Origin of the sequence: Ensifer sp. LC11, assembly GCF_001695835.1 — a bacterium.
Classification (GTDB): domain Bacteria; phylum Pseudomonadota; class Alphaproteobacteria; order Rhizobiales; family Rhizobiaceae; genus Ensifer.
In genome coordinates, this window is the sequence record NZ_MBSO01000067.1 from 202,177 (window position 1) to 214,923 (window position 12,747).

At 64.2% G+C, this 12,747-nt stretch carries 10 protein-coding genes; 9 read left to right on the top strand and 1 reads right to left on the bottom strand.

What is annotated here, in order from left to right; translation table 11 throughout:
* Positions 1–6 precede the first annotated feature (6 nt).
* The 9 genes from BBX50_RS27715 to BBX50_RS27755 all read left to right on the top strand — a co-directional run bounded on the left by BBX50_RS27715 (position 7) and on the right by BBX50_RS27755 (position 11,875).
* Entirely contained in the window at positions 7–1,002 is a 996-nt protein-coding gene (locus BBX50_RS27715; RefSeq protein ID WP_083213841.1) for a DUF58 domain-containing protein, read from the top strand.
* A 2-nt stretch (positions 1,003–1,004) separates the two neighbouring features.
* A complete protein-coding gene (locus tag BBX50_RS27720; RefSeq protein ID WP_139108225.1) occupies positions 1,005–1,532 on the top strand; it encodes a DUF4381 domain-containing protein in 528 nt (175 codons plus the stop codon).
* Entirely contained in the window at positions 1,519–2,523 is a 1,005-nt protein-coding gene (locus tag BBX50_RS27725; protein ID WP_065778486.1) for a VWA domain-containing protein, read from the top strand. The genes BBX50_RS27720 and BBX50_RS27725 overlap by 14 nt, the downstream gene beginning before the upstream one ends.
* Positions 2,520–4,091: a VWA domain-containing protein gene (locus BBX50_RS27730; protein ID WP_065778487.1), complete on the top strand. Its 1,572-nt coding sequence runs from the start codon at positions 2,520–2,522 to the stop codon at positions 4,089–4,091. The genes BBX50_RS27725 and BBX50_RS27730 overlap by 4 nt, the downstream gene beginning before the upstream one ends.
* Complete coding sequence (locus BBX50_RS27735) at positions 4,088–5,458, top strand: BatD family protein (protein ID WP_083219772.1); 1,371 nt, start codon at positions 4,088–4,090, stop codon at positions 5,456–5,458. The genes BBX50_RS27730 and BBX50_RS27735 overlap by 4 nt, the downstream gene beginning before the upstream one ends.
* Positions 5,459–5,603: 145 nt before the next feature.
* Positions 5,604–7,247 carry an arylsulfatase gene (locus BBX50_RS27740; protein WP_201723529.1) on the top strand — a complete coding sequence of 548 codons (1,644 nt, stop codon included), beginning with the start codon at positions 5,604–5,606 and terminating at the stop codon, positions 7,245–7,247.
* A gap of 65 nt (positions 7,248–7,312) precedes the next feature.
* Entirely contained in the window at positions 7,313–9,874 is a 2,562-nt protein-coding gene (locus BBX50_RS27745; RefSeq protein ID WP_244513230.1) for a fused MFS/spermidine synthase, read from the top strand.
* A gap of 214 nt (positions 9,875–10,088) precedes the next feature.
* A complete protein-coding gene (locus BBX50_RS27750; RefSeq protein WP_065778488.1) occupies positions 10,089–10,625 on the top strand; it encodes an L-2-amino-thiazoline-4-carboxylic acid hydrolase in 537 nt (178 codons plus the stop codon).
* A complete protein-coding gene (locus tag BBX50_RS27755) occupies positions 10,622–11,875 on the top strand; it encodes a Zn-dependent hydrolase (RefSeq protein ID WP_065778489.1) in 1,254 nt (417 codons plus the stop codon). The genes BBX50_RS27750 and BBX50_RS27755 overlap by 4 nt, the downstream gene beginning before the upstream one ends.
* Before the next feature lie 69 nt (positions 11,876–11,944).
* Here the strand turns inward: BBX50_RS27755 and BBX50_RS27760 are convergent, their stop codons facing one another.
* Complete coding sequence (locus BBX50_RS27760) at positions 11,945–12,622, bottom strand: isochorismatase family protein (protein ID WP_065778490.1); 678 nt, start codon at positions 12,620–12,622, stop codon at positions 11,945–11,947.
* Positions 12,623–12,747: the final 125 nt, after the last annotated feature.

Genomic DNA, 12,747 nt, shown 5'->3' on the forward strand with positions numbered 1-12,747 from the left:
TCGCCGATGGCCATATCCCTGCCGGCTCTCGCTCGCTCCCGCGGCATCATAAGGACCCGCACGGCCGACACCACGGGCGCCTACACGTCGGTCGATGCGCTGGTCGGTCTCGAGGCAATGGCGCGGGACCTGACATTCCTGCGCAAGGCGCCGGTGCAACGTCTGCTCGCCGGTCGCCATGAATCGCGCATGCGTGGCCGCGGGCTTTCCTTCGAGGAGCTGCGCAACTACCTGCCCGGCGACGACATCCGCGCAATCGACTGGCGGGTGACGGCGCGCACCGGCAAACCGGTGGTTCGCGTCTATGATGAAGAGAAAGACCGCCCGGCGCTTATCCTCGTCGACCAGCGCATCAACATGTTCTTCGGCAGCCGCCGAGCGATGAAATCGGTCGCAGCTGCAGAAGTGGCAGCACTCGCCGCCTGGCGCGTGCTTTCGCTCGGCGACCGGGTGGGCGGCTTCGTCTTCGGCGACGAGACGGTCGCGGAAGTGCGCCCCTATCGCAGCCGTGAAGCGGTGATCCGCCTCGCCGACAGCATCGTCCGCTACAACACCGCGCTCGAAGCGGGTTCACAGGCGCCGCATGGCGCCGAACAGCTCGACGTCGTGCTCTCCACCGTCGCCAACATCGCGCGACACGATCACCTGATCATCGTCATCAGCGATTTCGACGGATACAGTCTTGAAACCCGCGACATGCTCTTGAAGCTGTCGGCGCACAACGACGTGATCTCCATCCTCATCTACGATCCGTTCCTGCTCGAACTGCCGCGCAAGGGCGAAATGGTCCTGAGCGGCGGCTTGCTTCAGGCAGAAGTACAGTTCGGACGCGGCAATGTCCGCGAGGCGATCGACAACTTCGCACGAAAGCGCGGCCGAGCGCTGCGCGCCTGGCAGGAGGAACTCGGCCTGCCGATGCTGCCGATTTCAGCCGCCGAGGAGGTCGCGCCGCAGCTGCGCAGCATGCTCGGTCAGCTCGCCAGCCGGCAGCGGAGGCGATAGCGATGGCGACGGCTGCTCCTCCCAAAGACCCGCTTCTCGATGCCACCCTTCGACAACTCGCCGACATCACCGTGCCGGCGCCCGTCTCGATGATGCCGCAGACCTGGGGCTGGGCGGCCCTCGGCGGTCTCTTCCTCCTTGCGGGCGCCTTCGCTTTCTGGCGCTGGTACCGGCGCTGGGAGGCCAATCGCTACCGTCGCGAGGCGCTGGCCGACCTCAAGGACATCGAGGCAAAACTCGCCGCACCGACGACCCGTGGCGCAGCACTCGCCGCTCTGCCGGTCCTTCTGAAGCGGACAGCGCTGGCGATCTGGCCGCGCGAAAGCGTCGCCGGGCTCCACGGCACCGGCTGGACCGGTTTCCTCGATGGCCACTCCGGCGGCCCGGTATTTCCGATTGCCTCGGCACGCTTCTTCGAAGAGGCCGAGTATCGCGGCAGCGAAGCGCTTTGTGCGGTTCCCGAACCCGAGGCCCGCACCTACGCCGCCGCGGCGCGTCACTGGATCGAGGCGCACCATGTACGTGCTTGACTACGCCTGGGCGCTGATGTTGCTGCCGCTGCCCTTCCTCGTCTGGTGGATGCTGCCACCCTTCCGCGAGCAATCAGCCGCCGTCAGGATGCCGTTCTTCAAGGACATTACCGCGGCAGCAAACCTCGGCCCCACCGAAGGGTCGGTCGTCCCAAGGACCAATATCGGCCAGAAGGTGATTGCCCCCATCTGCTGGGCGCTCATCGTTCTGGCTCTCACTCGGCCGCAATATGTCGAGCCACCGATCGAGAAGACCGAACCCCAGCGCGACCTGATGCTGGCGATCGATCTTTCGCAGTCGATGGACACGCGCGATTTCCGCGACCGGTCAGGCAATCTTCAGACCCGCGTTGAGGCGGTGCACGCGGTCGTCGCCGATTTCATCGACCGACGGCCGAACGATCGACTGGGCTTGATTGCCTTCGGCGATGCGCCCTATCCGCTGGTGCCGTTCACGCTGGACCACAAGACGGTCAAGCTCATGCTTGCCGACAGTCTGCCGGGCATGGCCGGCCCGCGCACTGCGATCGGCGACGCGATCGGGCTTGGTATCAAAATGTTCGACGCCAGCACCGCGCCGGACAAGGTGATGATCCTTTTGACCGACGGCAACGACACCGCGAGCAAAATGCCGCCGGACAAGGCGGCCGAGATTGCCGCCGACAGGAAGGTGGTGATCCATACGGTCGGCATTGGCGATCCCAACGCTGAGGGCGAGCAGAAACTCGACACGAAGGCCCTCCAGCAGATCGCCGAGGTGACGAAGGGCCGTTACTTCTTCGGCCAGGACCAGGCAAGCCTGCAGAACATCTACGAACTTCTCGACCAGCTGACGCCGGCAAACCAGAAGACGCTGTCCTGGCGGCCGCGCATCGAGCTCTTTCATTATCCGCTCGGCTTCGCCCTTGCCATCGTTCTTGCCTATCACGCGGCCATGTGGCTGCTGTCATCGTTCGCGGACCACCGCCGGCGGCAGGGGGCAGCGCCATGATCTCGGACTTCCACTTCTTGCGGCCGCTGTGGCTGCTGGCCCTGATTGCCGCGCCGTTGCTCGTCTTCCTCGTCAGCCGGCGCTCCGACGTGCGCTCGCAATGGCAGGACATGATCGCGCCGCACCTGCTCGAGCACCTGCTGATCGAGAAAGGCGGAAAGCGGCGTTTCAAGCCGGTCCATGTCACGGCGGCGCTGATCGCCGTCGCTGCGATCGCCGCCGCCGGGCCGACATGGCAGCGCGAGCGCCCGCCCTTTGTCGAGGACACCGCACCACTGGCGATCGCGATCGATCTCAACCCGACCATGAACGCGACCGACGTTACGCCGACGCGGCTCGAACGCGCCAAGCTCAAGGTCCAGGATATTCTCAGCCTCAGAAAGGGCTCGCGCACAGCGCTCTTTGCCTATGCCGGCTCTGCCCATATGGTTCTGCCGCTCAGTGACGACGCGGCCCTCATCAAGACCTATCTCGCAGCGCTTTCCCCCGCGATCATGCCCGTCGATGGCAAGAACACGGCAAAGGCCCTGCAGGAGGTCGAAAGGGCTCTGGCAAACGAAACGGTGCCTGGCACGATCCTGTTCATGACCGACGGCGTCGAGCGCTCCGCCTTTCAGGCTTTTGGTCAATACCAGGGTCGCAATGCCCTGATGGTTCTTGGCATCGGCACCGCCGAAGGCGGTCCGGTCAAGACGGCCGACGGCGGATTTCTCAGCGATGCGACCGGCGGCCATGTTCGAGCCAAGCTCGATGTCGACGGTCTGAAGGCATTGCAGTCCGCATCCAGGGCCGAAGTCGCGACGGTGACAGCTGAAGATGCCGATGTGCGCTGGATCGTCAGGCGCATCCAGACGAACTTTGCCGCCAAGACCGCCGAGGGTCTGACGCGCTGGCACGACGCCGGCTGGTGGCTGACGATCCCGATCGCCGCCATCGGCCTTTTCTGGTTCCGCCGCGGCTGGACCGTGCGCTGGGCTGTCTATCTCATCGCCGCCACAATGCTGATGGGCAACGACCGGGCGACCGCCGCCGATAATCGCTTCGTCGACATCTGGCTGACACCGGATCAGCAGGGACGGCGCGCTTTTGAACGCGGCGATTTCCAGGGCGCGGCCGAGGACTTCGCAGATCCCGCCTGGCGCGGCGCCGCGCTCTACCGCGCCGGCCGCTTCCAGGATGCGATCGACGCCTTTGCCGAGAGCGATACGGCCGAAAGCTATTACAACCAGGGCAACGCTCTGCTTCATCTCGACAAGGCGGAGGAAGCGATCGTCGCCTATCAACAGGCGCTGAAGCGCCGTCCCGACTGGGCCGATGCCAAGAAGAACCTGACGATCGCCGAGAAACGCAAGGCCGACAAGGACAAGCAGGAGCAGGACCAGCAACAGGAACAGGCGGGCATGGACCCCGACCAGGTGCAGTTCGACGACAAGGGCAAGAAGGGCACGGAGGCAACGATCCAGGGCGGGCCGCAAACGGCCGACATGTGGATGCGCAACATCCAGGTCTCACCCGCCGAGCTGCTTGCGCGGAAGTTCGCAATCGAGGCGAAGGAGACAACGCCGTGAGCGCCTTGGCCACCATCACTCGGTTGGCTTTCTGGCTGGTCGGCCTGTCGTTCACGCTCTCTGGCATGGCGTCCGCCGCCGATCCCTTTGCTCGCGCCACGGTTTCGACCAAGGGCACGATCTACGCCGGTGAGCAAGTGGAAGTCGATATCGACGTCTTCGTGCCGAACTATTTTCTCTCGCCGCCGCAGTTTCCGCTGTTCGACATTCCCGGCACCGTGGTCACCATGCCCGACGATCGCGGCATGAACCTCAATGAGACCGTCAATGGCGAGGATTTCTCCGGCATCCGCAAGACCTACGTGATCACGCCTCAGGCAGCCGGTGACTACGCATTGCCTGCGATCGTCATCCCCTTCGGCTATGCCGCCGTGCCCGGCCAGACCAGCCAGGGCAAGGTGACCGTGCCATCGCTGACGATTACGGTCGCTGCCGTTCCCGGCGGCGCAGGTGGCACGTCTGGCGTTACCGCAGGTGAGATGACGATCACCCAGACATTCGACCGGGATCTGGCGGGCCTGCACACGGGTGACGCGCTTGTGCGCACGATCATCATCCGGGCCGTGGGCCTGGCACCGATGATGATCCCTGAACCCTCCTTCGATGCTCCCGCGGGCGTGCAAGTCTACCGGCACGATCCGGCGCTGTCGGAGGAGCGCACGCCACGCGGCGAGACTACCGCAGGGCTGCGCAAGGACACGGCAACCTACGTCTTTACTCAGCCGGGCAAGTTCTCCCTGCCGGCGATCGCGCTGCAGTGGTTCAATCCGGCTTCGGGGAAGACAGAGACGGCTGAGGCTGAAGCTGCCGAACTCACGATCGCGGCAGCGCCGGCAACAGAGACCGCGCTCGCTCCGCCTGCGGCACCGCCCGCCGAGGAGCCATTCGACTGGCTCTGGTGGACCAGCATCACGGCTGCCGTCCTCGCCTTCGCCTTGCTGCTCCAGCTTGCCGCCAACCTGGCCGGCCGGCTGGAAACTTGGCTCGACACAGCTTTGACGCGCCGAGCGCGATCCGAGGCGACGGCCTTCCGCCATGTGCTTGACGCCTGTCGCGAGCACGATCCGGCACGACTGGAGACCGCGCTTGACGGTTGGTCGCGCAAGGCCGGCAACCTGCCGCTGTCCCGCTGGCTCGACAGGTTTGCCGATGCGCAGACACGGCGCGCCTTTGCCGACTATCGAAGGAGCCGCTACGGCACGGCCCGGTCCGACCACGGCACGCCCGATCTCGCGCGTCTGCGAACCGGCCTGAAAGCGTCGCGGCAACGTTGGCTGGTGGAAGCTTCGGGAGATGGCAACGGATCGGCAAGCGAATTACCGGCTCTCAATCCGGCGCTTGATATCAGGCCAAGGGCGAATTTCTGACGCTGCCAACGGGCGGCGTTACACGTGAAGGCCGGCTTTCGTAACTGTTACGTACTTCCCTGTAGGCGCGTTCCTGCGGAAATTGCACCGGTAGTTGAAGACTGCATTCCGAGAGCGATCTTTCACGGCCTCAGGGAGAGATGAAATGAGCATCGATATGAAGAGTAGGATTGGCCGCCTCGCCGCAAGTGCGGTCGAGCGGTCGATGAAACCGAAAGCGCTGGCGCTGGCCGGCACCGTGCTGATGTCGACCACAACTGCTTCGCCCCTGCCTGCCTTCGCGCAGGATGCCGCCAAGCCGAACATTCTCGTCATCTTCGGCGACGACATCGGCCAGACGAACATCAGCGCCTATTCCTTCGGCGTCGTCGGCTACAAGACCCCGAACATCGACCGGATTGCCCGGGACGGCATGATGTTCACGGACTACTACGCCGAGAACAGCTGCACTGCCGGCCGTTCGACCTTCATCACCGGTCAGACGGTGCTGCGCACCGGCATGTCGAAGGTCGGCGTTCCCGGCGCACCCGTCGGCATCCAGGACCGCGACGTGACCATTGCCCAGGCGCTGAAGCCGCTTGGTTACGCCACCGGCCAGTTCGGCAAGAACCACCTCGGCGACCAGGACCGCTTCCTGCCGACGGCCCATGGCTTCGACGAGTTCTTCGGCAACCTTTACCATCTGAATGCGGAGGAAGAGCCGGAACGGCCCTACTGGCCGAAGGACGACCCGGCTTTCCTGAAGTCCTATTCGCCGCGCGGCGTGCTGCACTCCTTCGCCGACGGCAAGATTGAGGATACCGGGGCGCTCAACTCCAAGCGCATGGAAACCATCGACGACGAGACGACAGCCGCAGCGATGGAGTTCATCAAGAAGCAGACAGAGGCGAAAAAGCCCTTCTTCACCTGGATGAATACCACCCGCATGCACCTCTTCACCCATGTGCGCGACCAGTACAAGGGCCAGAGCGGCATGCCCGGCAACGACTATGCCGACGGCATGGTCGAGCACGACAACGACGTCGGCAAGCTCCTAGACCTGCTCGACGAATTGAAGATCGCCGACAACACCATCGTTGTCTACACGACGGATAACGGTCCGAACCAGTTCTCCTGGCCGGACGCGGCAACCACGCCGTTCCGCAGCGAAAAGGACAGCAACTGGGAAGGCGCCTTCCGCGTACCGGCGATGATCCGCTGGCCGGGCAAGATCAAGCCTGGTATTTCCAACGAGATGGTTTCCGGTCTCGACTGGTTCCCGACGCTGCTCGCTGCTGCGGGCGACAAGGACATCAAGGATCGACTCTTGAAGGGCACCGACCTCGACGGCAAGACCTTCAAGGTTCACCTCGATGGCTACAACCAGCTTCCCTACATACTGGGCGAGCAGCCGAAGGGCGCGCGCAGCGAGTTCTTCTATTTCAACGACGATGCCAAGCTCGTCGGCATGCGCTATGAGAACTGGAAACACGTTTTCTGCGAAATGCGCAAACCCGGTGGCTTCGACGTCTGGCAGGATCCCTTTGTCTGCCTGCGCGTTCCGAAGATCTTCAACCTGCGTATGGATCCGTACGAACGGGCGGATATCGTTTCGGATCAGTATAATGACTGGCGTACGAAGAACGCCTATCTGGTTGCCGAGGGCGTAGGGAGAGCAGCCGCATTCTTGGAAACCTTCATCGCCTATCCGCCGAGCCAGAAACCGGCGAGCTTCTCGGTCGATCAAATCGAGGAGAGCGTGCACCAGAAGATCGATGAGATCATGGCCAAGACCCAGCCGGCGCAGTAACACTCTCGAAGGCGGCGCGCCGGCGCCGCCTTTCTTCCTTGCCCTTGAGAAGATGGCATGCCGCGATGACGACGAAGAACAGCCCGTTCATGCGAACCACCGCTCTTGCTGAGACGACCGGAGACCCGCTGACCGGGCAACGGATCCAGGCCTTCCGGCCGGCAATCGCCGCGTTCATGCTCTTCCTCTCCGGCACCGCCGCTTTGATCTTCCAGGTTCTGTGGATCAAGCAGCTGTCGCTGATCACCGGTGTCGACGTCTATGCCGTCAGCGTCGGTGTCAGCGCCTTTTTCCTCGGTCTGGCGCTCGGCAGCTTCGTTCTCGGACGCGCCGGCGACCGCTCGCGGCAGCCCTTTCGCTTCTATGCCCTGCTCGAAACAGGCGTGGCGGTCCTCGGCGCCGGCGTCACCATTGCCCTTTCGCGCATCGCTCCGCTGTTCGTCGCGATTGAGAGTACAAACAGCTTTGCCGCCTGGAGCTTGCTGATCCTGGTCATTGCCGCACCAGCCTTTCTGATGGGCGGGACGCTGCCCGTGCTGCTGCGCGCGCTGGACCGGGCGCCGGGCGGCGTCGGGGCAAAAGGCGGCCGGCTCTATGCCGCCAATACGCTCGGCGCCATCGTCGGTTGCCTCGCGGTCTCCTTCGTCATCATCCCCGCGCTCGGCGTTCAGGCGACGGGTCTTGCGGCCGCGGGCCTTGGCGTTGCCGCTGCTGCAATTGCGCTTTCCACAAGAGCACCTGTGGCTTTGAACTATCCGACGGACGCCGCGGCGACATCGGCGCTTGCAAAGCCGGGCTCGCGCCTGGCGCTGGTCCTCTACGCGATTGCCGGCGGCATCGCCCTCGGTTACGAGGTCGCCTGGTCGCAGGCGATCGTCCAGTTCATCTCCACCCGTTCGTTTGCCTTTTCGCTGGTGCTTGCCACCTATCTCGCCGGGCTCGCGCTCGGCGCCGCCCTGTTTGCACGTCGGACCGACCGGCTCTCCGATCCCTGGGGTACCTTCGGCCTGCTGGTCGCTCTGGCCGGGTTCGTCGGACTGGCAGAGCTCGCGGTGCTTGGCCCCTGGTTGACGGCCCTGCAGACCAGCGCGGAAGCGGCCGTCGCCGGCATCACCGGCAGCATTTTCGCCGGCATGTCCGCCCGGTTTCTCATTGCCGCACTCACGATAGTCTTCGTGCCGACATTGATCCTCGGCGCCGCCTTCCCGGTCGCCCTGCGGCTCGCCGTCGATCCGGATCATGCTGGCCGGGATACCGGCCGGGTTCTGGCGCTCAACACGCTCGGCGGCATCGCCGGCACGCTTCTGACCGGCTTCGTGCTGATCCCGGCCTTCGGCATCATCCGCAGTTTCGCCACTCTCGCGGTCGCCGCGGCCGCCGTCGGTCTCATCGCGGTCAGCCGCGGACGGGATGGTTGGTCGAGCCGGCGTCTCGTCACACCGGTTCTCGGCATCCTCACGGTGCTGATCGCCATAATGGTGCCGTCGGAGCGGCTGGCTGGCCTCTTGAACCTGTCACGCGGCAACGGCACGATCGTCTCCTATGAAGAAGGCCTCGGCGCAACGGTCGCGGTCATCGAGCAAGGCCAGTCTGAGCGGCGCTTCCGGCGCCTCTATATCCAAGGCGTTTCCAACACCGGCGATGCCATGCCATCGCTGCGCTACATGCGGTTGCAGGCCCTGCTGCCGCTCCTCATCCACAAAGGCGAACCAAAATCGGCGTTGGTCATCGGCCTCGGCACCGGCATCACCGCCGGCTCCTTGCTCGCCTATCCCGATCTCGACCGCCGGGTAGCCGCCGAATTGTTACCGTCTGTCGCTCGCGCCTCTGCCTTGTTCTCGGGCAATTTCAATGCTGTGGGCGACGGCCGGCTCGAAATCCGCGTGGCTGACGGTCGGCGCGAACTGCTCAGGAGTACTGACCGCTACGATCTCATCACGCTTGAACCACCGCCGCCATCCGCCGCCGGCGTCGTCAATCTCTATTCGTCCGACTTCTATCGCCTGGCGCGTGCAAGGCTCGCAGCCAACGGGCTCGTCGCCCAATGGCTGCCGATCGCCACCCAGAACGACGAGGACACGCAGGCACTCGTGCGCAGCTTCCTCGACAGCTTCCCGCACACCTCGCTCTGGTCGACGGAATTGCACGAAATGCTTCTCGTCGGCTCCGCTGAGCCGCAGGAGCTCGATGCGGGCCGCATAGCCGAGCGGATGGCCACCCCGTCCGTCGCGGCTGCTCTGAGCGAGGTTGGCGTCGCCGGGGTCCCGGATCTGCTCGCCACCTGGATGACCGATCGCGCCGGGCTCGAACATTATGCCGCTTCGGCACTACCGGTTACGGACGACCAGCCCAGGATCGAATATGCCGGCTGGGTTCGTCCCGACGAATTGCAACGCACGCTGCCGGCCCTTGTCGCCTTGCGCAGCAAACCACCGCTCGTCGGCGCCGACAAGGACCTCGAAAAATCCGTGACCGGCGCACACGACCGGCTGATGCTGTTCTACCAGGCGTCGCTCAACGCCTATGCGGGCTATCGCGCCGAATGGGCACGCGACATGGAACTGCTGATGCGCGTCGAACCAGGCAATCCCTACTACCGCTGGTTCGTGTCGAGCAGCGAGCATTGATCCAGCGTCCCTTCGCGTCGCCGATTCCAGTTTTCTCGCGACTGCAGCTCGCCAATTGCCGGACCGGCAAGATGGCTTCCGACGGATTGACGTGTTCGCGCAAAATATTTGCACGGCGACCGGCGCTTTCGGCACAGATTTGCAACACAGATGCTTCGCTGGCGTAGTATCCTTCCCCTGTTGTTCTGCCCTCTGGCAGACAGGGAGGCATTCCATGGCAAAGACGGACAAACAAAGCTCCGAAACCACGTCGAAGACGGCGATGGATGGCGAGATCGGCATTCTCGCCCGCCGCCGCATCGAGGCCGGCATCATCGCGCCGATCTATGAGGCGATGCGCGAGGAGATCGGCGAGGCGCGCGCGCAGGCGATCCTCGACAAGGCGATTACAAAGGCCGCGATCGAGGCCGGCCGGACCTTTGCCGCAAAGACGCCTGGCGGCACGAACCTGCGCACCTTCCAGGAGCTGCAGGATCTCTGGACCCAGGACGACGCCCTGACGATCGAGGTGACGAAGGCGACAGACGACGAGTTCCACTACAATGTAAAGCGCTGTCGCTACGCCGAGACCTATCGCGAGATGGGGCTTGGCCATATCGGACACCTGCTTTCCTGTAACCGCGACGGCGTGTTCTGCACCGGCTACGACCCGCGCATCACGCTCGAGCGTACACAGACGGTGATGCAGGGTGCCTCCCATTGCGACTTCCGCTACAAGCTGAACAAGGACGCCCCGGAGCAGTCGAAATGAGCGTCGAAGCCTTGCGCACCGAGCCTCGGCGCATCAACACGCCGGCTACCAGCGGCGACAGACTGTGGAACGACCTTGTCGCGACCGCCCGCTTCGGCGGCACGGACAAGGGTGGCGTCACCCGCCTGACCCTGACCGAAGAGGATCGCGCGGTTCGCGGCTGGTTCGTCGGCGAATGTCGGGCGCTCGGCTGCACGGTCGAGGTCGATGGCATCGGCAACATCTTCGCCACCTATCCCGGCGAAGACATGTCGCTGCCGGCGATCGCCGTCGGCAGCCATCTCGACACCCAGCCGCAGGGCGGCCGGTTCGACGGCATTCTCGGCGTGCTTGCCGGCGTCGAGGTTCTGCGGACGCTCAAGGATACATCCACCCTGCTCCGCCATCCGCTGACCGTCGTCAACTGGACCAACGAAGAAGGCTCGCGCTTCTCGCCGGCGATGATGGGCTCCGGCGTTTTCACCGGCGCGCTTTCGCTCGATGCGGCGCACGCGCTGGCCGACCGTGAAGGCGTAACGGTCAGCGCAGCACTCGATACGATCGGCTACCGCGGCGAAGCAAATGTCGGGCCTGCCGCGTTTGCCGCCTATCTCGAACTCCATATCGAACAGGGGCCCTTGCTGGAAGCGTCAGCAACCGAGATCGGCGTCGTCACCGGCGTCCAGGGCGTGCGCTGGTTCGATGTCACCATATCCGGCACGGAGGCTCATGCCGGCAGCACGCCGATGGCGCAGCGCGACGACGCGCTTGTCGCCGCGGCGCAGATCGTCCTTTCGGTTCGCGACATCGCCCGCCAAAATCCGCCCGGCGTCGGCACCGTCGGCTTTGCCGAGGTCGGTCCCAATTCGCGCAACGTCGTTCCCGGCAGCGTCCGGCTGCAGATCGACATGCGTCACCCCTCAGAGACCGGGCTTGATCAGATGCAGGCCGCGCTGGAGGACGCCGTTCGCAACGCGGGCGCGGGCACCGCGCTGAAGCATATCTGGTCGAAGGTGCCGGTCGTCTTCGACCCGGCAATTGTCGAAGCGGTGCGCGACAGTGCCGAAGCCCTTGGCTATTCGGCGACCGACGTGGTCTCCGGCGCCGGACACGATGCCGCTCATATCGCGACGGTCACGCCGACCGCGATGATCTTCGTACCGTCGAAGGACGGACTGTCGCACAACGAGGCGGAATACACGTCACCGGAAGAATGCGCGCGCGGCGTAGAGGTCCTGTTCCAGACCATCCTTGAACTCGACAGACGCTGACCCCAAAAAAGGAAGCCCACGGCATGATATACAGCCGTGGGCGTCCGCTTCTGCGTCTCCAGGCAGCGTTTAGGCGCGCGCAGAATCGAGCTGCTCATGCTCCTTCTCGACCTGCTGCGCCTTCAGGTAGCTTTCGATCAGCAACTGATACTCCGGAAAGATCTTGGTGTAGATCTCCGCCCATTGCTGGGCGTCGTCGCGGTGCCAGCTGCGCTGCAGCTCGGAGGCGACCGCCGCCGTATCCATTGGCACCACACCGGCCTGGACGACACGGGCAAGCGTAATTTCCTCCGCCATCTTCGAATAGGTGCCCGACGCGTCGACGACGGCAAAGACCTTGTAGCCGTCATGGACGGCGCTGATCGCCGGGAAGGCCATGCAGACGCTGGTGATCGTGCCGGCGATGATCAGTGTCTTGCGGCCGGTTTCCTTCACGGCGGCGACAAAATCCGGATTGTCCCAGGCATTGATCTCGCCGCGACGGGCGACGTATTTGGCATGCGGTGCATTGGCATGGATTTCCGGGATCAAGGGACCGTTCGGGCCCTGCGGCACAGAGGCCGTCGTGATGACGGGCATCTTCGTCAGCGTTGCCATGCTGGCGAGCGCCGCGGCATGGGCGCGCAGCTTCGGCATCGGCATGTCGTTGACAGTCTGGAACAGGCCGCTCTGATGGTCGATCAGAAGCATCACGGCGTCGTCGGGATCAATGACCGGGCGCTGTCCGTTGAAGTTTGCAGGTGTCATCGTCTTGCTCCTTGTTGATTGGGGGCGCCCCGTGGTGGCGGCGTTGGAGAGAAGATATCCCTGCACCAATTCTGGCAGTAGCCAGCGATATCGCGCTATAATGTCCTGAAAATAGGACAATCGCC